Source organism: Bradyrhizobium sp. USDA 4474, assembly GCF_054057515.1.
This window is the reverse complement of sequence record NZ_JBSRZJ010000002.1, coordinates 3,950,508-3,972,550: the sequence shown is the minus strand read 5'-3', so window position 1 is coordinate 3,972,550 and position 22,043 is coordinate 3,950,508. Positions and strand designations below refer to the sequence as shown.

Sequence of the window (22,043 nt, the reverse complement as noted above, 5' to 3'; positions counted from 1 at the left end):
CGCGCTCGCAGAAGACCTCCATTCGCCGATGGGCAAGCTGAAGCGCGTGAGCGGCCTGCGCGGGGAGCCAATCCGGACCACGTTCGCAAGGGATTGGTGAGCGTGCCGGTCGCGGGCACCTTTCGCTCACTGCGAAACTATAATTACCGCGTCTGGGCTACAGGCGCGCTGGTGTCCAACACGGGAACGTGGATGCAGCGCGCGGCGCAGGACTGGCTCGTTCTCACCGAGCTGACGCGGCACAATGCGTCGGCCGTCGGCGTGGTGATGGCGCTGCAGTTCGGACCGCAACTGCTGCTGATGCCATGGACGGGTTTTGCCGCTGATCATTTCAACCAGCGAAGGTTGCTGGTCGCCACCCAGGCAACGATGGGCGCACTGGCGTTCGTCCTCGGCCTTCTCACGGTCTCCGGCCTGGTGAAGCTCTGGCACGTCTATGTGTTCGCCTTCCTGTTTGGCTGCACTGCGGCCTTCGACGCCCCGGTGCGTCAGACATTCGTGGCCGAGCTCGTCGGCGACGGCGAGCTCTCCAATGCGATCGCCCTGAACTCGACGTCCTTTAACGCCGCGCGGATGGTCGGGCCCGCGGTCGCAGGGATGGTCATCGCTTCGATCGGCACCGGCTGGGCTTTCCTGCTCAACGCTGCATCCTTCATGGCGGTGCTCTGCTCGCTTGCCTTGCTGCGCACCGCGGAGTTGCGCCCGAATGCGCGGGCGCACCGCGCTCCGGGCGGAATGACGGAGGGTTTTCGCTACGTGTGGTCGCGCAACGATCTCCGCGCGATCATGATCATGCTGTTCCTGATCGGCACGTTCGGGCTGAACTTCCCGATCTTCATCTCGACCATGGCAGTCAGCGTCTTCCACACGGATGCGCGCGGATTCGGCCTGTTGTCGTCGACGATGGCGGTCGGCACGATCTCGGGCGCACTCCTGGCTGCCGGCCGTGCGCAGCCGAAATTCGTCTCGCTGCTGTCTGGAGCCGCAACGTTTGGGGCTGGGTGCACGTTGGCCGCGCTCGCGCCCAGCTATTGGCTGTTCGCAGGCACTCTCGTCCTGATCGGCGTGGCGGCGCTCACGGTGACCAACACCTCGAATGCCATGATGCAACTCTCCACCGAGCCGCGGATGAGGGGACGCGTCATGGCGTTGCGACTCGGCGTCGCCCTTGGCGGCACACCGATCGGCGCACCCATTGTCGGATGGGTGGCAGACAATCTCGGTCCGCGCTGGGCGCTCGGCGTCGGTGCTGCGGCCGGGTTTGCGGCCGCGCTCGTCGCGGCTCGGACCATGTCAGCGCGCGCTGCCGACGATCAAGGCAGATGAAACGCGTTCTTACGCTATCGCCGGGCTGGTCAGTTCGTCCAGCTTCGCCTTGAGCGCAGCGCCGTCCGACAGCGCACGCAGCGGCGGGCGTACCCGCAACCAGCCCGCATCACCGGTCTGCGCGGCGAGAATGGCCTTCAGCGTCGTCAGGAAGGATGCCGACTTCACCACGATATCGACGGCGGCCTGCATGCGCGCCTCGACGTCCTTGCCGTCGATGATCGCCTTGACCAGCTCCGGCGTGATGTTGGCCATGCCGCAGATGGTGCCGGCACCTCCGCCGGCGATCGCGCGGGCGATGTCGGTTTCATTGCCGACCGTGATGGCGAGCTCGGGCGCGGCCGCGCGGAACGCCTGAAACTGCTTGAAGTCGCCGCTGGAGTCCTTCAGACCCGCAAGCACCTTGCCGTAACGCTTGCGCAGGTTCGCGGCGACGGTGGTGGGGATCGCGACGCCCGAGATCTGCGGGATATGATAGAGATAGGCGCGCAGGCGGTCGTCGGTTGCACCGTCGATGATCGCAGCAAATGCATCCTCGATGCCCTCGGCCGTGACGCTGCGATCGAAATATGGCGGCAGGATCAGCACGTGGCGCAAGCCAAGGCCGAGCGCGGCGCGCGTCAGTGCGATGCTGTCACTGATGGCGGGGAAGCCGCCGCCAACGCCGATCCGCTCCGCCGGCACGCCGGCCTTGAGCACGGCTTCGATGGTCGCGACCCGTTCGGTGACATTGAACGAGGTGCCCTCGCCCGTGGTGCCGAACAGAACGACGCCGTCTACGCCCTTGCTGAAGAGTTGCTTGGCATGGCCGGCGAGCTTGGCGGAATCCACGCTGCCGTCCGCCGCCAGCGGCGTCGCCGACGCTACCCAGAACCCGCGAATTGCCTCGGTCATAGCACCATCCATCGCTGCGGCTCCCGAATGAGCCTCTGTTCTCCAATAATCCCAGAGAACTTGCCGGGCCTTGTTTTTACTTTACTTTCCATGTTGTACCTTACATACAAGAACGACGCAAATCCTTTCCGTCGTTACGGCGCAAATCCAGAGGAGGTCTCGCATGAACATGGTGACCCCGATCGGACATCCCGGGCCGCTGCTCGCGGCCTTGCGCGACAAGCTCGGCGCGGCCGCCGTGCTCACCGGCAGCGACGTGCCCGCGCGCAATTGTAACGACTGGAGCGCGAGCCTGCCGCAAACCCCACTCGCGGTGATCCGCCCGCTCGATGCGCAGGGCGTTGCTGATGCCATTGCGACCTGTCGGCAGGCACGCCTGCCCTTTGTGCCGCAAGGCGGATTGACCGGGCTCTGCCGCGGCGCTTCGCCCGAAACGGGCTGGGTCGCAATCTCGCTCGAACGCATGACCGGCATCGAGGAGATCGATCGCGCCTCCATGACGATGACGGTGAAATCGGGCACGCCGCTGGAGACGATCCAGAAGGCCGCGGACGAAGCCGGGTTCTTCTTTCCGCTCGATCTCGGCTCGCGCGGCTCCTGCACCATCGGCGGCAATCTCTCCACCAATGCCGGCGGCAATCGCGTCATCCGCTACGGCATGACGCGCGAACTGGTGCTCGGGCTGGAGGTGGTGCTGCCCGACGGCACCATCATCACCAGCCTCAACAAGCTGATGAAGAACAATGCCGGCTACGATCTGAAGCATCTCTTCATCGGCTCGGAAGGCACGCTCGGCATCATCACCCGCGTGGTTCTGAAATTGTTCCCGAAGCCGCGCTCGACCATGGCTGCACTCTGTGCGCTGAAAGACTACGCCGCGGTGATCGACTTGCTCGGCGCTGCGCGCGGCGGGCTCGGTCCGCTGCTGTCGGCCTTCGAGGTGATGTGGCCGGACTATTGGGACGTGATCACCACGCGCGCGGGCGTCAAGCCGCCGGTCGCCGCCGGGAAGGCTCTCTACGTGCTGGTCGAAGCGCAGGGCACCGACGAGAGCGTCGATGCGCCGCGCTTCCAGGCCTGGCTCGAAGAACTGATGGAGCGCGGACTGCTGGCGGACGCAGCGGTGGCGCAATCGCTGGCGCAGACGCAGGCGTTCTGGCGCGTGCGCGACATCTGCGCCGAATTCGGCCAGGTGCTGGGTCCGCACATTTCCTACGATATCGGCCTCGCGGTTGCGCGGATGGACGAGTTCGCGACGCGCTGCAAGGCGGCGTTGGCTGCCGGCATCAAGGGCTGCGAGAGCGTCTATTACGGCCATATCGGTGACGGCAATCTGCACCTCGTCTCCTGGGTCACAGGTCTCCCGGTCGAGCAGCAGCCCAAGGAGGAGATCGACGCGATCATCTACGGACTCGTGCGCGATATGGGCGGCAGCGTCTCCGCCGAGCACGGCATCGGCACGCTGAAAAAGAAATGGCTCGGACACGCCCGCAGCGAGGGCGAGATCGCGCTGATGCGGACGCTGAAGACCGCGCTCGATCCCGATCATCTGCTCAACCCCGGCAAGGTGATCTGAGAGCATCCATGCGCTCGCTGAAGCTCGATGCGCCGAAATCGCTGTCGCAGCGGGTGATGCTGCGGCTGCGGCAGGCTATCATCGAGGGCGAGTTCGCGCTTGGTGCCGCGATCTCAGAGGAGATGGTGGCGAATTCCTTCGGCGTCAGCCGCACGCCGGTGCGCGAGGCCATGGGCCAACTGCAGGCGCAGGGCCTGGTGGTGATCCGGCCGCAGGTCGGCAGCTTCGTATTCACGCCGAGCGCCGAGGACATTACCGCGCTGTGCACCTTCCGTATTGCACTCGAACCCAAGGCGGCCGAGCTCGCCTTTCGCCACGACCGCGACGCCGCGATCACGACGATGAGCGAGGCGATCGCAGCGATGGAGCCGGCGCTCGAGACGCGCGACAACATCGCCTATGGCCGCGCTGACGCCGGCTTTCACGAAGGCCTGTTCGCTCATTGCGGCAATCGCTACCTCGCCGAATCCTATCAGCTCGTCGCGGGCCGCGTCGCCGCGCTGCGCACCAATCTGACCTCGCCGATCGACGTGCGCACCCGATCGTCATTCGACGAACACCGCAAGCTGCTCGATCTGTTCACGCGCGGCGAGTTCGACGCGTTCGAATCGCTGATGACGACGCACATCACCAGATCGGGCGTGGTCTACGCCAAAGCGCTGAAAGTGGACTGAGCGGCTAACGCGCGTCTCTCGATCCCGGCCTGTCCAGAAAATCCAGCGCCGTGTTGATCTGTTCGAGCTGGTGCTCAATCTTGTCGCGGTCCTCGACCGCCTGCGCTTTCTCGAGCTGTTCCACGAGCTTCTGCTTTCGCAACAGCAAGTTCTCTATGACTGTACTCACAGCTCCCCCATCGCCCGAGGCGAACATCGAGGTCATCCAGATGCTGGACGCGGGCGCGCGCAAGCCGGGCTCGGTGCGATCCCTTGGGTCAAATGTTCACGAGGGCGGATGGTTCCTAGGGATGAACCGCGGCACGTCGCGAGGGAACTGTTGCGCAGGCTAGGTCCGGCACCGTCGCGGAACGTTAATCTTTCACGCGTCCGTCGGTTGTATTCGCGCCCCCGGAGCCCTATGCGTAGGCGCCATGGACACCCAGATCATCACCGCCGAAAAGCCCCTGATGGCGCAGGCGCGCCCGCGCAAGCCCGCGCCGTTCCTGCCCATGAGCCGCACCGAAATGGATGCGCTCGGCTGGGATGAATGCGACATCGTGCTGGTAACGGGGGATGCCTATGTCGACCATCCGAGTTTCGGCATGGCGATCATCGGCCGGCTGCTCGAGGCCCAAGGTTTCCGCGTCGGCATCATCTCCCAGCCGGACTGGCAGTCGGCCGAGCCGTTCAAGGCGCTAGGCAGGCCAAGAGTGTTCTTCGGCGTCACCGGCGGCAACATGGATTCCATGGTGAACCGCTACACTGCCGATCGCCGCCTCCGCCATGACGACGCCTATACCGCCGGGGGCGAAGGCGGCAAGCGGCCGGATCGCTGCACCATCGTCTATGCCCAGCGCTGCCGCGAGGCGTTCAAGGACGTGCCGATCGTGCTCGGCGGCATCGAGGCCTCGCTGCGCCGGATCGCGCATTACGACTACTGGTCCGACAAGGTGCGCCGCTCGGTGCTGGCCGACGCCAAGGCGGACCTCTTGCTTTACGGCAATGCCGAACGCGCCGTCGTCGAAGTCGCGCACCGTCTCGCCGCCGGCGAAGCGCCGCGCGAGCTCGACGACATCAGGGGCGTCGCGCTGTTCCGCCGCGTGCCCGAAGGCTACGCCGAGCTGCACGCCGACGATCTCGATTCCGCCGATGAAGGCGCGACGCGCCAGAAGGGCTTGACCGTGATCCGGCTGCCGGCGCTGGAGCAGGTCGAGCAGGACAAGGACGCCTATGCGCGCGCCTCGCGCGTGCTGCACCGTGAAAGCAATCCCGGCAATGCGCGGCCGCTGGTGCAGCGCCACGGCGACCGCGACCTCTGGCTCAACCCGCCGCCGATCCCGCTCACGTCAGAGGAGATGGACGCGGTCTACGATCTGCCCTACGCGCGCGCGCCGCATCCCTCCTATGGCGAGGCAAAAATTCCCGCCTGGGACATGATCAAATTCTCGGTCACGATCATGCGCGGCTGTTTCGGCGGCTGCACCTTCTGCTCGATCACCGAGCACGAAGGCCGCATCATCCAGAACCGCTCGGAAGGTTCGATCCTGCGCGAGATCGAGAAGATCCGCGACAAGACGCCGGGCTTCACCGGCGTGATCTCCGACATCGGCGGCCCCACCGCCAACATGTACCGGATGGCGTGCAAGGACCCGAAGGTCGAGGCCGCGTGCCGCCGGCCGTCCTGCGTCTTCCCCGAGATCTGCCCGAACCTCAACACCTCGCATGACGATCTCATCAGGCTCTATCGCAAGGTGCGCGAGACCAAGGGCATCAAGAAGGTGATGGTGGCCTCGGGCGTGCGCTACGACCTTGCGGTCGAGAGCCCCGAATACATCAAGGAGCTCGTCACCCATCACGTCGGCGGCTACCTGAAGATCGCCCCAGAGCATACCGAGCGCGGCCCGCTGGACAAGATGATGAAGCCGGGCATCGGCGCCTACGACAAATTCAAGCGGATGTTCGACGAGGCCGCGGAACGGGCCGGCAAGAAATATTACCTGATCCCCTATTTCATCGCGGCGCATCCGGGCACGACCGACGAGGACATGATGAACCTCGCGCTCTGGCTGAAGAAGAACCGCTATCGCGCCGATCAGGTGCAGACCTTCCTGCCCTCGCCGATGGCGACCGCGACCGCGATGTACCACACCGGCGTCAATCCGTTGCGCGGGGTGCGCCGCGGCGGCAGCGACAAGGTCGAGGCGATCAAGGGCTTGCGCCAGCGCCGCCTGCACAAGGCCTTCCTGCGCTACCACGACCCCGACAATTGGCCCGTTCTCCGCGAGGCCCTGATCGAGATGGGCCGCCGCGACCTGATCGGCTCGCAGCCCCACCAGTTGGTCCCAGCGCACCAGCCGCCCGGCACCGGCAGGGCCGCCGGCACCAAGCGTCCGCTTCGATCAGGCGGCAAGATGCAGAAGTTCACGACCAAGGGCATCAGGTTGATGAAGTAGCGGGCGAGAGCGATCGATTGGCTGGCGCGCCGCGCAGGAATTCGAAAACAACCCCATGCACAGTAGCCGGGGCGGCCAAACCGAGGGCTCAAGGCACGATGCGGCCCGTCGTCGCGCCCAAGGCGCATTGCCCCGGCGCCCCCACTTCCGAAAATCCGCAAGAGCTCTTGACCCGTCGGGCAAAACAGGCGCATGGTGACATCATCGGGGACGCAGGCTTCCCCGTCGCGCATCGTCCGTCTCACCTGAATGTCAGAAGACGAACCCCTCCCCACCCTCCATAGAATGTCCCCATGAAGAAAATCGGATTTCTGTCCTTCGGACATTGGACACCCTCGCCGCAATCGCAGACGCGTTCGGCGGCAGATACGCTGCTGCAATCGATCGAGCTTGCGGTGGCGGCCGAGCAGTTAGGGGCGGACGGCGCTTATTTCCGCGTGCATCATTTCGCGCGGCAGCTGGCGTCGCCCTTCCCGCTGCTTGCGGCCGTCGGCGCCAGGACCAGCACGATCGAGATCGGCACGGCCGTGATCGACATGCGTTACGAGAACCCGCTCTACATGATCGAGGACGCGGGCTCCGCCGATCTCATCGCCGGCGGGCGACTGCAGCTCGGCATCAGCCGCGGCTCGCCCGAGCAGGTGATCGACGGCTGGCGCTATTTCGGTTATCGCCCGGCCGAAGGCCAGAGCGATGCCGACATGGGCCGGCGTCATGCCGAAGTCTTTCTCGACCTGTTGCGGGGCGAAGGTTTTGCCGAGCCCAATCCTCAGCCGATGTTTCCGAATCCGCCCGGGCGGCTGCGCCTGGAGCCGCATGCGCAGGGCTTGCGTGAGCGCATCTGGTGGGGCGCGGGCTCGAACGCGACCGCGGTGTGGGCAGCCAAGCTCGGCATGAATTTGCAAAGCTCGACGCTGAAGAACGACGAGACCGGCGAAGCTTTTCACGTGCAACAGGCGGCGCAGATCCGCGCCTATCGCGCCGCGTGGAAGGAGGCAGGCTACGCCAGAGAGCCGCGCGTCTCGGTCAGCCGCAGCATCTTCGCGCTGATGAACGATCGCGACCGCGCCTATTTCGGCGGCGAGCGCGGCGGGCAAGACCAGATCGGCTTCATCGACCCGCAGACCCGCGCGATCTTCGGCCGCTCCTATGCGGCGGAGCCGGATGTGCTGATCGATCAGCTCAAGCAGGACGAGGCGATCACCGAAGCCGACACGCTGCTGCTGACGATCCCCAACCAGCTTGGCGTTGATTACTGCGCACATGCGCTCGATGCGATTTTGAAGCACGTCGCGCCGGCGCTGGGGTGGCGCTGACTTGCCAGCGGCTCCGCGCAAAGCTCTTTGGCGTTGCGCTCAATCGATCAAGGGGAGCTGAGGCGCCCGGGGCGTTGGCTCGTACGCGCAATGCCCTTCTGGCCCATGGCCGGTCCCGAGCACGCATGTCCGCTTCCGGGAGATGAACCGATCTTGCTCAAAAGGGGCGACCGACGGCGGCCTTGACCCCCCGACCTTTCAAGTGAGCGGTCGGGGTAACCCTCTTTATCGCTCCGGAACGGAGTGCGCTGGTATTAACCGTTCGCATAGGTTGGCGGCCGACGCTTCCAGAGGAGGACAGCCATGAAGACCGCGCTTGCCGTGTTAGTTGCATCGACTGCTTTGGCATCTCCAGCGATCGCCGACGAAACGCAAATCGAACGAGGAAAATATCTGGTCAATCTTGGCGGATGTCATGATTGCCATACTCCGGGATATTTCCTTGGAAAGCCGGACATGTCGCAATACCTCGGTGGGTCGGATGTCGGCCTGTCTCTTCCGACTGGGGTTTACGTTGGTCGAAATCTTACCCCGGACAAGGAAACCGGTCTGGGAAATTGGACCAAAGAGCAGATCATCGCCGCTTTCTCAACCGGGAAGCGTCCAGATGGCCGAGAGCTGGCACCGATCATGCCGTGGGAGGCTTTCTCGCGTCTGACGGATGCAGACAAGGATGCCATCGCCTCCTATCTCCAGAGCATTCCGGCGGTGAGGCGTGCGGTGCCAGGTCCCTTTAGTCCAAATGAAGCACCGAGCGTATTGACGTTCGTTCTCGTCCCTGGGGAAGTCTTTCCTTCCATGCCGAAGCCGCCAGCGGTCAAATGAACTACGCACGGGTATTGCGCCGCTGCGCAACGCTAGCCGTCACTTGCCTGCTGCGTGCCCACCCTGCGTTCCGCTTGTGAGGCGCTTAGCTCTTTGGCATCAGAATGGCCGCTGTCCGGCTGGGGGACCGAGCTCGGACAGCGCAATTGTGAATCGCTTCACCTGCTTTAATGCCGGCTCAGCCGGAAGCGCGCAGGGTAGCTGTCCGCGCTGAGGCGGAAAGCGGCTCCGGCCCTTTGCAAACTCCCTGCAGGCCCCAGGCAGCCGGAGCCGCTCTCGTTCACCCGCCGAATGCGCCGCCGGCAACCCCGGCCCGCCGGCGTCGCAGCATTGACGGCGTGGAACTTACGTATTTCCAGGCCGTTGTCGCGGCGTGCACCGTTGTGATCGGGATGAGCGATATGATTCGGATGCTTGTGCTTTCCGCACTTTGCGCTTTTTGCATTGTTCCAAATGCAGCTTCCGCAGTTCAGACGAGCACGCAGCACGGTCGGTTGTCAGACTTCAGCTCCCGGCAGCGGTGCGTATGCAGCACATCATTTGGGGCGGTCCGAACGCTCCGGATCAGACACTACCAGCGGATAAGAGCAGCATATTTGATTGGCTATGATCCCCTGCCGTATCGCTATGGCTCGACTTTCGTATTCGAACCGCCCTACCGTTATTATCGACGGTGAGGGCGACAATTCAACGCGAAGCATCGCCGAGCCTCGATGTTGCGGCTAATCGAAGCTGGCGCCCTTGAAGGCGGTGGCGATCGTGACAATCGAGGGGGAGCCGGGAAGAAATAGATGAGCGGCCACGAGACGGCGGCGAACGCCAACATCGTGAAAAGCAGAACGCACCTGAGCCTTAGACCTGGCAGGCTTCCAGCGTCCGCTGCGGTCGGGCCGACCTATCGGCTCCTCAGCGGAAGTCCAGCAGCTTTGCACAACTGGAGGACGGCGCCGTCTCAATGAGGGACGTGTCGCAGGGCCACTGGCGCCGTGGGAAGGCGGCCCTGCCAATTCGTGGGTGCGCCCGTCCTGAATCGAAGAGCAGGTGGGGACGTGCCGGTCCGCCTCTATCCCCAGCGTCGTAGGTTAGATTGGCTATCCGCGATATCGTAAGTTAAATGAGTCAACGTCCCAATCTGCTAAGTTTGGAACGGTCGCTTCCGGTTGTGGATTGGCGCTGATGGACAATTACCGGCAACTTCAACGTGACTGCGAGCGGCAGGCCGCACTCAGTTCCTCCGCCCAGACCAAGAAAACTCTCCGCGAGATGGCGGAGGAGTACCGGAAGATGGCCGACAATATGGAGCGGACAGGGTCCCCGACAGCGAAGCCCAAGGAGTAAGGCCGCCCCAGTCAACAAGCCTCTTTCATTTCAGACCGATGCGGACTCCGCAGCGGGCTCATTGCGGCCCCTGAGCCAGATTGTCGTCGCGTGTGGTCTTGGCGTAAGGCCAATTACAAACGGCAGGGCCCACGTCCACCCTTTTGACCCATAGCGGCTTCCGGCCATGGCGCGAAACTCCGGATTTGTGTAAGCTCAAGCATCGTTCTGACCCACCCGGGGGAGCGAATGCGGCGACGCAGCGGAAGTGAGCATCCGATCAAGGAGCGGCGCGCGAGCGGGCGCAAAGTGCCCAACCCGCCGAGCGCAGCCCCATCCATTGCCGACCTGCAACAGCAACTAGCCGCGCGCACCCGCGAGCTGAAAGAAGCACATGAGCGGGAGGCCCTGATTGCCATCGAAAGCGCGCGTCTCCTGGGCGAACTGCGCCAGCGCACCGATGAACTTGCAGAAGCATTGGAGCAGCGCACGGCAACCTCCGAAGTGCTCCAGATCATCAGTCGTTCCCCGGGCGATCTTCAGCCCGTGTTTGCTGCGATCCTGGAAAACGCCTCACGCATTTGCGAAGCCAAGTTCGGCATCCTGATGCTGGCGGAAGGCGATGCTTTTCGACTGGGCGCGGCCCACAACGCGCCGCAAGCATTCGCCGATTTCATGCTGCGGGCGCCGGTGCGGCCCAGTCCCGCACATAACCTTCGGCCGCGCGACATCAACCAAGCAGGTTGCGCAAACGACAGACATCACCATCGAGCAGCCTTACCTTCAAGGCGACCCTCTGGCGGTGGCAGCCGCCGAGCTCGGCGGCTATCGCACCGTCCTGGCCGTGCCGATGCTCAAGGAGAGCAACATCATCGGTGGGCTGATCTTTTTCCGGCAGGAAGTACGCCCGTTCGACGACAAGCAGATCGCGCTGGTGCGGAATTTTGCTGCTCAAGCCGTCATCGCCATTGAGAATGCGCGGCTGTTGGGCGAGCTGCGCGAGCGTACGGCCGACTTGACTGAATCCTTGCAGCACCAGACCGCCACCGCCGATGTGCTGAAGATCATCAGCCGCTCGACCTTCGACCTCAAGCCCGTGCTGGCAACGGTGGCCCGGACCGCGGCGCAGTTGTGCGAGGCCGAGATGGCGTTCCTCGCGCAGCGCGACGGCGACGTCTTCCGCTACGTCACGGCAGTCGGCTCGACGTCAGAAGCGGCGGCTGATGCCATCAGATTCCAGCAGTACCTCGCTGGTCATCCGGTTTCCGCAGCTCCGGACCGGCGCACGATGACCGGCCGGGTGATGGCGGAACGCGGCGCCGTGCAAATCGCCGACATCACCACCGATCCGGAATACCGATTCCCCGAAACCTTCAGGCTCGCGAAAGTCCGCGCGGTCCTCGGCGTTCCGCTGCTGCGTGACGGCGAGCCGATCGGCCTCATCATGCTGGCACGCCAGCGCCCCGAACGGTTTTCCGAGCGGCACGTCGAGTTGGTGCGAACCTTTGCCGACCAGGCGGTGATCGCGATCGAAAATGTGCGGCTCCTGACCGAGCAGCGCGAAGCGCTCGAGCGACAGACCGCGACCGCCGAAGTGCTGCAAGTCATCAATTCATCGCCGGGCAATCTCGCGCCGGTGTTCAATACCATCCTGCTGAAGGCACATCGCCTCTGCGAGGTCGCTTATGGAAGCCTGCAGGTCTTCGACGGCGATCGGTTCCGGGCCGTCGCGGTGCATGATCTGCCGGAACAATTCGCCGACATCCTGCGGCGGGGCTTTCAAGCATCGGATCATCCCGTAGGCCGGCGCCTGCTCGCCGGAGAGCGCCTGGTGCACCTGACCGACTGCGCGGAAATCGACCATCCGGTGATGCAAGGCGCAGTCGAATTTGCCGGGATTCGCACCGCGCTGTTCGTGCCGCTGCGCCGCCACGAGACGCTTCTGGGAATGATCGTGTGCGGCCGACGCGAAGTCAGGCCCTTCACCGACGACGCGATCGCCATCTTGGAGGGATTTGCCGCACAAGCCGCGATCGCGATCGAGAATGCGCGGCTGTTGGGCGAGTTGCGCGAGCGCCAGGCCGAACTGCGCACCACCTTCGACAACATGGGTGACGCCGTTGCAATGTTCGACGCCACGGGTCGCCTGGCGGCATGGAACTACAATTTGCAGGAGATGCTCGACCTGCCGGAATCGCTGCTTGCCGCACGGCCGCGCTTGGCCGAATTTTTCCACTATCTCGCTGCACGCGGGGAGTTCGGCTCGACCGAACTCGAAACGCAACTGAGCCGCTACCTCGAAGATACGAGGCACGAAATGCGTTACGAGCGGACACGTCCGGACGGTCGCGTCGTCGAGGTGCGCCGCAATCCGGTGCCGGACGGCGGCTTCGTGATGATCTATGCCGACATCACGGAGCGAAAGCGGGCAGAGGAAGCTATTCGCGCGGCACGCGATGCCGCCGAGGCTGCATTGCGTGACTTGCAGGCGGCTCAGGATCGCCTGGTCCAAACCGAAAAGCTCGCCTCACTTGGTCAGCTCACGGCGGGCATCGCGCACGAGATCAAGAACCCGCTCAATTTCGTCAACAACTTCTCGAGCGTATCGATGGAATTGATCGACGAACTGCATGAGGCGCTCGGCCGAGTGACGCTCGACGACAATGCGCGCTCCGAGATTACGGAACTGGCCGACACCCTGCGCACCAATCTGGGCAAGATCGTCCAGCACGGCAAGCGTGCCGATTCCATCGTCAAGAACATGCTGCAGCATTCGCGCCAAGGTTCTGGCGAGCGTCGTCCCGCCGACATCAACGCGATCGTCGAGGAAAGTCTCAACCTCGCCTATCACGGTGCGCGTGCGGAGAAACCGGGCTTCAACATCACGCTCGAGCGATACCTCGACCCCAGCACGGAGAGGATCGATCTCTACCCGCAGGACGTCACGCGCGTGTTCCTCAACCTGATTGCAAACGGCTTCTACGCAGCCACCAAGCGCAAGGAAGGCGCAGGCGACGGTTTCGAGCCAAGGCTCAGCGCGACAACGAGAAATCTCGGCAGCGCCGTTGAAATCCGGTTTCGCGACAACGGCACCGGCATTCCCGCCGAGGTCAAGGAAAACATATTCAACCCATTCTTCACCACCAAGCCGGCCGGCGAAGGAACGGGGCTCGGCCTTTCGATCTGCCATGACATCATCGTAAAGCAGCATGGCGGACGGATCGACGTCGATACCGAGCCTGGCGCCTTTACCGAATTCATCATCACGCTGCCGCGCACCGCGACCGCACCGCTGCAGACCGGAGGCAAGAGTTGAGCGTTTATATCCTGGTCGTGGATGACGAGCCCGACGTGGAAATGCTGTTCCGCCAGCACTTCCGGGGCGATCTGCGGCGCGGCCGTTTTCTCATGGAGTTTGCGCCTTCGGCCTCGGTCGCGCTGCAACGCGCGCTCGAGATTCGCGATGCCACCCTCATCCTGATCCTGTCCGATATCAACATGCCCGGGATGAGCGGGCTGGAGATGCTGCCGATCGTGCGCTCGGCCCGACCCGATGTCCCCGTCATCATGATCACGGCCTATGGCGATGCCGAAACCAAACGCAAGGCGCTGGAGAAAGGCGCGACCGGCCTATTGACCAAACCGATCGATTTCGCGGCGCTCCGCCAGGAGATTGACGCGAGGCTCGAGCAGGCCGCATGACCGACACCATCCCTGCGGTCGATGACGATGTTGCGTTCCGGTTGATGCGGGCCGACGGCTTGCCCGTAATCCGCGAGCGCGGCGGTCCGGGCCGGCAGTCCCTTTGCCGGTGACGGTCAGCCCCCGCTCAAACTGTGGCTGATGCGCGTGACGGCCTCGTCCCATTGCCGCTTCTCGGCCGCTGGATAGTTGATCAGCACGCAATGCACATAGCGGCGCGAGAAGTTGCAGCGGTCGTACCAGATCTTGTCGCGCTTGATGCTGGAGACCACGAAGAAGTCCGGTGCGACCCGCTTGTAGACGATCGCCGACGGCGGGTCCTTCGCAGCGAGGAACGTGGCGGGCGACATGCCGCGGCCTCGGCGAACGGCTTGTATGGTGAGATCGGCGCTGCCATCCGGCGTACGAAATTTCTGACCATATCCGTCGGGCTTCCCGGCCGGTTCAGTGAAGATCGAGACGGGGATGTCGACCGAGGTTCCGGATTCGGGAATGCGATAGGTCGTCCAGGTGTCCGCCTGGGCAGGCACCGCCGACCCGACAGAGAGTGCAATGACAGCGGCGGCCAGCGTCCTCATGTCGGTCTCATCCGTTCCGCGGCGCCAGTTGCAGCTCCAGCAAGGCGACCCTTTGCAAGTTCGCCACATCACGCTCTCCCGCGCCTGCTGTGCGCAGGATGGATTCGGCGAGCGCGGTGACATGCGAGGAATGCACGGGTTCCGGCAGGGTCGCGACCGCGGCTTCCAGGGCGATTGTCATGAGCTCGATCACCTCCGGGGAAAATTCTGCGTTGGCAAAGTTCTTCATGTCGCGAAGCCGGCCGCTCGTACGTGCCGCCAGCCTAACGTCGGGAAAAAGTGGAAGTTCCCGCGGTTCGGCTGCCTAACGCGGTGTTCACGGGATACGTCATCCCGCCTTCACGCTCGCATCGATCAACAGCTTTGCCGCCGCAAGCGCCGACTGCGCCGGGCCGTCTTCGGATTGCTGACCGGTGACGTAGATGCCTTCGATCAGGAGCAGCAGCGCATCGCCGAGCACGTTCGGCTGGCGCGCGCCCATCTGCGCCGCGAGCTCGCGCAGGCGCCTGCGGAAGACCTTCTTGTGGGCTTCGGCGACCTGGCGCGCGGGATTGTCGCGCGAGGGATATTCCACCGCGGCGTTGCTGAGGCCGCAGCCTCGATAGCCCTTGGCGACGGCGCGCGGCGCAAGCTGGCCGATATAGGCGAGCACGTGGTCGCGCGCATTGCTATAGGTCTTGCCCCCGGGGCGTTCGAAGTTCTCCCAGAAGCTCAGATCGTAATCGCGCAAATAGGCGGCGGCGAGATCGTCCTTGGAGGCGAAGCTGCGATAGAGGCTGGGCTTGGTCACGCCGGCGCGGTCCACCACCTCGTCGACGCCGACGGCGCGAATGCCCTCGCGATAGAACAATTCGCTGGCGGAGGCCCTGATCCGGTCGGCGGCCCGGAGCGGCGTGCGTGCGGGCTTTTCGGCGTTTTTCGGCATCTGGCTTTGTTCGTGCTTCGGCATGGCTTGATTTGGCTCGATCTTGGGCTTGACAATGTTACTGACCGGTACGTATTACTACGGCACCCCAATACGTACCGGTAAGTAACATGCCCAATCCTGCTTTTCAACGAGCCCCGGTTCAATCCTCGCCGGTCTCGCGGCGGCCGTTCGGCGCAAAATACGCCTTCGTCGTCGTTGCCGTGATCTTCCTGGCGCTGCTCGCCTCCGCCGGCCTGCGCGCGACGCCGGGCGTGCTGATGCTGCCGCTGCAGAAAGCCTTCGGCTGGGACGTCAGCGTGATCTCGTCGTCGGCCGCCATCGGCATCTTCCTCTATGGCCTTGCCGGTCCCTTTGCCGCGGCCGTGATGCAGCGCTTCGGCATCCGCCGCACCGTGCTCGGGGCGCTCGCGCTGATGTCGGCCGCGACGGCCGCGAGCTATTTCATGACCGCGCCTTGGCAGTTGTTCCTGACCTGGGGACTGCTGTCCGGCATCGGCTCGGGCGCGGTCGCCAACGTGCTCGGCGCCACCATCGTCAATCGCTGGTTCACCACCAATCGCGGCCTCGTCATGGGGTTGCTGACGGCGAGCACCGCGACCGGCACGCTGATCTTCATGCCGGGGCTTGCGAGCCTGGTCGAATGGGGCGGCTGGAGGCCTGTGGTGCTGACGGTGGCGGCATGCTGCGCGGCGCTGATCCCGCTGGTCTATTTTCTGGTGCCGGAGCGCCCCGCCGCGATCGGCCTGCGCTCCTACGGCAGCCCGCACGAGGACCAGCCCGCGGCGCCGGCGCAGGGCAATCCGTTCGTCGCAGCGATCAGCAACTTGTTGCGCGCCGCGAAGACGCCGACCTTCTGGTTCCTGTTCGCGACCTTCTTCATCTGCGGCTTCACCACCAACGGCCTCGTCGGCACCCATCTGATCGCGTTCTGCGGCGACCACGGTATCTTCGAGGTGCAGGCCGCGAGCCTGCTGGCGCTGATGGGGTTCTTCGACCTGTTCGGCACCACGCTGTCGGGCTGGCTCACCGACCGCTTCGATCCGCGCAAGCTCTTGTTCTTCTATTACGGCCTGCGCGGGCTCTCGCTGATCTACCTGCCCTACTCGGATTTCTCCTTCGTCAGCCTGTCGGTGTTCGCGGTGTTCTACGGCCTCGACTGGATCGCGACCGTGCCCCCGACCGTGCGCATCGCCAACGAGGCCTTCGGCGACAAGAATGCGCCGCTGATCTTCGGCTGGGTCGTCGCCGGGCATCAGCTGGGCGCGGCCTGCGCCGCGTTCTTCGCCGGCTTCATGCGCTCGTCGCAGGGCGATTATCTGCAGGCCTTCATGATCGCCGGCGCAACCGGCATCGTCGCGGCCGTGCTGTCGCTGATGATCGGCCGCAAGCCGGTGCAGCCGGCGCTCGCTGCTGCGTGAAAAATGCTGCGCCGGCAGGCCACTCAACACTGACCTTGCCGGCGAAGCTGTCCCCGCCTTTGATTTGAAGATTGATTCCGTTAAGGAATTTGAAATAATATACTGGCGACGCGGGCGGTTCGACGGCTCGTGCAGGAGCTGATTGTTGGCGTCGCGTCCAGCTCCATCTCAATCAACCCCAGCAATCTGTGGCGGCCCGGCGGATGAGCGATTCCCTTCTTGCAACGGTCGGTGACCATTTCTTCATCGGCCTGAAGCCGGCGAGCGTCCTCGATGACCGCGATCGCGCGCTGTTGAGAGATCTCAGGCCCGCGGGCGTCATCCTCTACAAGAGCAATTTCCGTCACGATCTGCCCTATCGGGACTGGCTGTCTGTTCACCGCGACCTGATCGCCGCCATTCGCGACGCCTCGCAGCGCGACAAGCAGTTCATCGCGATCGATCACGAGGGCGGGCGCGTGTGCCGCACGCCAGCGCCAATCACGCGCTTTTCCTATGCGGCCCGCTGGGCCGGCACCGCTGAGCAGGTCGGCGACGCCATGGGCGCCGAGCTTGCCTCGCTCGGCTGCAACCTGAACTTCGCGCCGGTGCTGGACATTCATTCCAATCCCGCCAACCCTGTGATCGGCGAGCGCGCCTTCGGCCGCACCGCCGACGAAGTCATCAAATCGATGCTGCCGTTCACCAGGGCCATGGAACGCCGCGGCGTCCGGGCCTGCGGCAAGCATTTCCCGGGACATGGCGACACCCAGGTGGATTCGCATCACGAATTGCCGGTGCTCGACCTCGACCTCGACCAGATCAAGGCGCGCGAGCTGAAGCCCTTCGCCGCGGCGATCGAGGGCGGCATCGAGATGATGATGACGTCGCACATCCTCTACCGGAAGCTCGACCCCAACGATCCCGTCACGCTGTCGCGCGCGATCACGCAGGGGCTGCTGCGGGAGGCGATGAATTTCCGCGGCGTGATCGTGTCCGACGACGTCGGCATGCGCGCGATGGCGGGCCGGTTAGATGCGCCTGATGCCGGCGCGCGGTTCATGGCTGCCGGCAACGACATGCTGATGATCTGCTCGCATCTGACCGACACCGAACGCGCCCGCTTCCTCGCGCAATCGATCATCAACGGCGTCGATTCCGGCAAGCTCGATCCTGATGTGCTGGAGGCGTCAAGCCGGCGCGTCCGCACCATGCTCGACGGCACCGCGCAGAACGAGGTCACGGAGCTGTCAGGCGAGGTTCTCGCCCGCCATCGTACGGCCGGCACCCAGTTCGAGGCGGCAACCGTCGAGGTCGTCTAGGGATAGCCCGGCTCGTAGCGTCGCCAGCAACGCGGTGAAGACCATCGTCAGAAGCAGGATCGCGACAGTGGCTTCGCGGATGTCGTGAACCTGCCAGCCATACCCCCTGGCATCGACGGCTTCGCCGGTCTGTCCCATGATCCAGGGCACGAGGTGCGTGAGGCCGGCGCCGACATAGAAAAGGATGCCGGTCGCTGGCAACCTGTGGCCAATGCTTGCATCCGGCCGGAGTCCGGTGCGCAGGTAGAGTGCGAAGGCCAGGAAGATCAGCCATGACGTGAAAAGCGAGCCAACAAAGTTGGAGAGAGGAACACCGAATACTCCGCCGCCGTCGTGCCATATCCAGACCCTGGCGATCGTCGCGTTGGGGGCATCCATCACGAGATCCCATTGGGTCATCACGAACGCGGCGACGAGGGGCAGCGCGATCAGGTTGAAAGGGCGATCGAGCTGACGGTCGGCGCCATCAAGCAGAACTGACGCGACCACCCACGAAAAATAGCCCGCCCCGAACCATAGCGGACCGACGATGATCGGAATGAGTCCGACATGCGGCAAGTCCGCGCCGACCTCGAAATGATAGACGCCGAATGGAAAGCCCGTGGCGGCACCGAGGTTTTCCATCGCAAAGGCAATTGCATTGCAAGCAACGAACAGGATCAAGGCGCGCCGCGCGCCATAGGCAAAGGCGGCGTGGACCAGTGCGCAGGCAATGAAAACAGCCGCGAGCGCCTGCGCAAACGGGGTTGGATTCCAGGAAAACCCGATAGCGGTTGCAAGAATGCCGCCGATCGCCAGCCAAAGCGCGATGTCCTGCCGGCTGCGGCCGACATTGCGTGGTGTCATTGCGTGCGATCCGTCAGTTATCGATGGCAGAGAACGGTGCATAGCATGGGTAGCGCCGGGTAAGCAGCGCAAGAAAGGGACCGACGCGGCGGAGTTGCTGCCCGATTGGACGGCTGGATAAGAGGGCCGGTGTCGCGCCTTCCCGTCATTGCGAGCGGAGCGACTACAGAGGGCGCGCGACTGACGAAAGCTTCTCTCACCCGGATCGCACCTCGATGCAATCCTCGCCTCTCCGCGCAAGCGGAGAGGCGAGGATGGCTACGCTACGGCGTCTTGCAGACGAAGTTCGCGGCGTCCTCGCTATCGCCCTGACCCGAATAGGCGGCATAGCTCGGATACGGGCACAGCGGACGCGTGCGGGTCGGGCTCCAGGAGGCCGGCACTTCCTTGTTCGCGGGATTGGCGGAGGCGATGATGCGGTCGGGTGCCTTGCCCTTTTCCACCCAATCGGTCAGCGCGGTGAGCGCATCGAACTTGTCGAGCGCGACGCCGCCGCCGCAATGGGTTTCACCGGGGATGGTGAACAGGCGCGCGATGCCGTCGGCATGACCTTGCAGGTTTTTGTCGAGACGGTCGTACCAGCGGATGGTGTCGTTCACCGAGAACACCGGATCGGCCTGGCCGTGATAGATCAGCATCTTGCCGCCGGCCTTTTGCAGGGCCGCGAGCTTGGGATCGTCGATGTCGGGCGGCGTCATGAAGTCCATGGCCGATTCCGTGAACGTATCGTTCCTGGCGAAGATCTTTGGCGCGTCCTTGTCGAAATCATAGGCCTTGAGCGCATCGATCAGCTTGTCGTTGCTGCCTTCGACCGCCACCGGCGGCGTGGAGAAGATGTAGTTCAAGGATGCGGCGCCCATGGTGGCGATGATCGGATAATTGTTCCAGGGCGCGACCGGGCTCTCGATCTTCCAGGCTCGCCAGTTTCCGGTGCCGATGCCGCCATCGAGAGGCCAGTCGGAATAGAGCGCCTCGCCTTTGGAGTTCTTCGGCCCGGCGAGGCTCATCTTGAGCGCATCGACCTTGGCCTCGGGCAGGCACGCATTGGTCTGGCCCGGCGTGCAAGTCAGGCTCTTGAGATCGAAGGCCTTCTGGCACGCGGCGAGATTGGCGGTCAGACCATCCTTGACGCCGTCGAGCGCGTCGCAGGCTTCCGTGATGCGGGACGCGATGAGCTGCGCGTCCTCCTTCGTAATCGATTTGCGCAGATCCGTATCGGCCTTCAGGAAGGCCTGCACGTCCCAGGCGTGCTGGATCGCAGCCCGCGGCAGATCGAAGCCGGGATTGCCGACAAGAAAGCCATCGTAGTTCTCCGGCATGCGCGAGGCCGCGACCATGGCGTGGCGCCCACCATTGGAGCAACCGGCCATGTAGGAGCGATCAGGCTTGCGGCCGTAATGCAGCGCGATGATCTGCTTCGCCACCGGCGCGAGCGTCATGTCGGCGGCATAGCCATAGTCGCGTCGCGCCTGTGGATCGAGGCCGAAGGCCGCGCCCGCGGCGAGGCCCAACGATTGGTTCGCGGGGTCCGCGCCGGAATGTCCGCTGTCGGAGGACAGCACCGCAAAGCCGCGCGCCAGCGGCACCATGCCGCCCGAGGCAAATCCATCAGGCTTGTCGCCGAGCGCCGGCACGACGATGCCGTCATTGCCGCCGTTCACCTGATGCAGGAAGCGGCCGTTCCATTCGGCCGGCAGGCGAAGCTCGAACTGGATGGCATAGGATTTCCCATCGGCGCCGGTGCGCCTGTTGGCGAGCCCCGTCACGATGCAATGCCGGGCCAGCCCATTCGCGGCCTCCTGCATCTTCGATCCCGTGATCTCGACGCCGGCGATGGCCAGCGACGCGGTGGTGACCTTTGAGCAGGCCTCTCCATCAGCGCGGGCCAGAGCCGTAGATCCCAACAGCGCAACCAGCGCGGCGGTCGATATCAAGCCAGTCTTCACGGCGGGTCCCTCCCATATTAATTATCTTCTATAATTATTACTTCACTCCGCTATTTTGACAAGCGTTCAGAATCTGAAGGCCCGACATGATTCCGCTTATGGAGGTGGGGGGCGCGCGCCGGATGAGGTGAATGACGGGAATAGTGCGCTTTACGCGTGCTCCGCCTGGCGAGCGCCCGCGCAGCGGCCGTATGGCGCGGTCGAGACGCGGCTTTATTCACCGCCTGCGGCCTGCGGTGACAGCCCCACCCCGCTTGCTGCTTGGAAAATCGGCAATTGCGAAATGGCGCGCCCGGAACGATTCGAACGTCCGACCCTCAGATTCGTAGTCTAACCCAGGCCGTTGAACTCGTTCGTAATTGCTGCAAACCGAGCACCAAACCAACATCTATCGATCAATGGGTTAGCGGTACCTTTGCAAACCAAAAATGGACCGCTGAGATCGTTCATTTTGAGACCTGGAACTTTGCAGCCGCGGTGGCTGACATGGAGGCCCCGTATGCCTCCGTCTAGCCCGGAAACGCGGAGCCCGCACACGGGTCGCAACCGTGCACGGGCAAATCGCAAAGACGATATTCAGCACCCGGAAATTACCCCAACTGAATTGCAGGCGCAACGACTTCGTCGGCTCTACGCTTTCACAGCGAGCGCTGCTTATGTCGTCGCTGAGCTCGCCTATGCAGCGGGGGTGCGATGACCGTCCGCCGCATACGACCAATCTTCGCGAGCGATGTCCGCCAGCTCGGCGGCGTCGTCACGATCGCAGCCGGCCGGGATTTCGTCGACGGTGCGACCCACTTCACGGTTCGGCACGTTTCCCGCGGCGGCGATGTCGCCTTCGTCTCGCGGCCGATCGCTGACGAAAATTCCGCTTTCCAGGCCGCAGAGGTTCTTGCCCAGTTCACGGGTTCGGAGGTGCAAAGATGAACGCACCAGGACCCGTTAGCGAAGCTCAGCGCGC

General features: G+C 64.0%; 18 protein-coding genes. 10 read left to right on the top strand and 8 right to left on the bottom strand.

What is annotated here, in order from left to right; translation table 11 throughout:
• Positions 1-96: 96 nt before the first annotated feature.
• Positions 97-1,326 (top strand): MFS transporter, encoded by a 1,230-nt coding sequence (locus ACVW16_RS20645; RefSeq protein WP_456736508.1) that lies wholly within the window; start codon positions 97-99, stop codon positions 1,324-1,326.
• A gap of 9 nt (positions 1,327-1,335) precedes the next feature.
• On the opposite strand, the gene ACVW16_RS20640 is transcribed toward ACVW16_RS20645, so the two are convergent.
• On the bottom strand, positions 1,336-2,220 hold the full coding sequence (locus ACVW16_RS20640) for a dihydrodipicolinate synthase family protein (protein ID WP_456736509.1): 885 nt from the start codon (positions 2,218-2,220) through the stop codon (positions 1,336-1,338).
• 163 nt (positions 2,221-2,383) lie between these two features.
• Here ACVW16_RS20640 and ACVW16_RS20635 point away from each other — a divergent pair, with 163 nt between their 5' ends.
• Both ACVW16_RS20635 and ACVW16_RS20630 read left to right on the top strand, forming a co-directional pair.
• On the top strand, positions 2,384-3,796 hold the full coding sequence (locus tag ACVW16_RS20635) for an FAD-binding oxidoreductase (RefSeq protein ID WP_456736510.1): 1,413 nt from the start codon (positions 2,384-2,386) through the stop codon (positions 3,794-3,796).
• Positions 3,797-3,804: 8 nt separating this feature from the next.
• Positions 3,805-4,470 carry a GntR family transcriptional regulator gene (locus ACVW16_RS20630; protein ID WP_456700951.1) on the top strand — a complete coding sequence of 222 codons (666 nt, stop codon included), beginning with the start codon at positions 3,805-3,807 and terminating at the stop codon, positions 4,468-4,470.
• A gap of 4 nt (positions 4,471-4,474) precedes the next feature.
• Here ACVW16_RS20630 and ACVW16_RS20625 read toward each other — a convergent pair whose 3' ends face one another.
• Positions 4,475-4,702: a hypothetical protein gene (locus ACVW16_RS20625; RefSeq protein ID WP_456700950.1), complete on the bottom strand. Its 228-nt coding sequence runs from the start codon at positions 4,700-4,702 to the stop codon at positions 4,475-4,477.
• Between the two features lie 181 nt (positions 4,703-4,883).
• Between ACVW16_RS20625 and ACVW16_RS20620 the strand changes: the two genes are divergently transcribed.
• The 5 genes from ACVW16_RS20620 (at position 4,884) to ACVW16_RS20600 (ending at position 14,065) form a co-directional block, all read left to right on the top strand.
• The gene (locus tag ACVW16_RS20620; protein WP_456736511.1) at positions 4,884-6,905 is read left to right on the top strand and encodes a YgiQ family radical SAM protein; all 2,022 of its coding nucleotides are present in this window, start codon (positions 4,884-4,886) and stop codon (positions 6,903-6,905) included.
• Between the two features lie 293 nt (positions 6,906-7,198).
• Positions 7,199-8,221, top strand: coding sequence for an LLM class flavin-dependent oxidoreductase (locus ACVW16_RS20615; protein ID WP_456736512.1), 1,023 nt, complete (start codon positions 7,199-7,201; stop codon positions 8,219-8,221).
• Between the two features lie 303 nt (positions 8,222-8,524).
• The gene (locus ACVW16_RS20610) at positions 8,525-9,046 is read left to right on the top strand and encodes a c-type cytochrome (protein ID WP_456736513.1); all 522 of its coding nucleotides are present in this window, start codon (positions 8,525-8,527) and stop codon (positions 9,044-9,046) included.
• Positions 9,047-10,985: 1,939 nt separating this feature from the next.
• Entirely contained in the window at positions 10,986-13,679 is a 2,694-nt protein-coding gene (locus ACVW16_RS20605; protein ID WP_456802413.1) for a GAF domain-containing protein, read from the top strand.
• Positions 13,676-14,065 (top strand): response regulator, encoded by a 390-nt coding sequence (locus ACVW16_RS20600; RefSeq protein WP_456700946.1) that lies wholly within the window; start codon positions 13,676-13,678, stop codon positions 14,063-14,065. The genes ACVW16_RS20605 and ACVW16_RS20600 overlap by 4 nt, the downstream gene beginning before the upstream one ends.
• Positions 14,066-14,181: 116 nt before the next feature.
• Here ACVW16_RS20600 and ACVW16_RS20595 read toward each other — a convergent pair whose 3' ends face one another.
• From ACVW16_RS20595 to ACVW16_RS20585, 3 genes are all read right to left on the bottom strand, one after another.
• Complete coding sequence (locus tag ACVW16_RS20595) at positions 14,182-14,643, bottom strand: hypothetical protein (protein ID WP_456739011.1); 462 nt, start codon at positions 14,641-14,643, stop codon at positions 14,182-14,184.
• Between the two features lie 7 nt (positions 14,644-14,650).
• On the bottom strand, positions 14,651-14,872 hold the full coding sequence (locus tag ACVW16_RS20590) for a hypothetical protein (RefSeq protein WP_456700944.1): 222 nt from the start codon (positions 14,870-14,872) through the stop codon (positions 14,651-14,653).
• A gap of 99 nt (positions 14,873-14,971) precedes the next feature.
• A complete protein-coding gene (locus ACVW16_RS20585; RefSeq protein WP_456700943.1) occupies positions 14,972-15,568 on the bottom strand; it encodes a TetR/AcrR family transcriptional regulator in 597 nt (198 codons plus the stop codon).
• Positions 15,569-15,678: 110 nt separating this feature from the next.
• On the opposite strand from ACVW16_RS20585, the gene ACVW16_RS20580 reads away from it, so the two are divergent.
• Both ACVW16_RS20580 and ACVW16_RS20575 read left to right on the top strand, forming a co-directional pair.
• The gene (locus tag ACVW16_RS20580) at positions 15,679-16,989 is read left to right on the top strand and encodes an MFS transporter (RefSeq protein WP_456700942.1); all 1,311 of its coding nucleotides are present in this window, start codon (positions 15,679-15,681) and stop codon (positions 16,987-16,989) included.
• A 203-nt stretch (positions 16,990-17,192) separates the two neighbouring features.
• Positions 17,193-18,290 carry a glycoside hydrolase family 3 N-terminal domain-containing protein gene (locus ACVW16_RS20575; protein ID WP_456736516.1) on the top strand — a complete coding sequence of 366 codons (1,098 nt, stop codon included), beginning with the start codon at positions 17,193-17,195 and terminating at the stop codon, positions 18,288-18,290.
• On the opposite strand, the gene ACVW16_RS20570 is transcribed toward ACVW16_RS20575, so the two are convergent.
• The 3 genes from ACVW16_RS20570 to ACVW16_RS20560 all read right to left on the bottom strand — a co-directional run bounded on the left by ACVW16_RS20570 (position 18,219) and on the right by ACVW16_RS20560 (position 22,003).
• Positions 18,219-19,136, bottom strand: a complete 918-nt coding sequence (locus ACVW16_RS20570) for a carotenoid biosynthesis protein (protein WP_456736517.1) — start codon at positions 19,134-19,136, stop codon at positions 18,219-18,221. The genes ACVW16_RS20575 and ACVW16_RS20570 overlap by 72 nt on opposite strands.
• A gap of 263 nt (positions 19,137-19,399) precedes the next feature.
• A complete protein-coding gene (locus ACVW16_RS20565; protein WP_456736518.1) occupies positions 19,400-21,082 on the bottom strand; it encodes a tannase/feruloyl esterase family alpha/beta hydrolase in 1,683 nt (560 codons plus the stop codon).
• 675 nt (positions 21,083-21,757) lie between these two features.
• Positions 21,758-22,003: a hypothetical protein gene (locus ACVW16_RS20560; RefSeq protein ID WP_456802412.1), complete on the bottom strand. Its 246-nt coding sequence runs from the start codon at positions 22,001-22,003 to the stop codon at positions 21,758-21,760.
• Between the last annotated feature and the right edge of the window lie 40 nt (positions 22,004-22,043).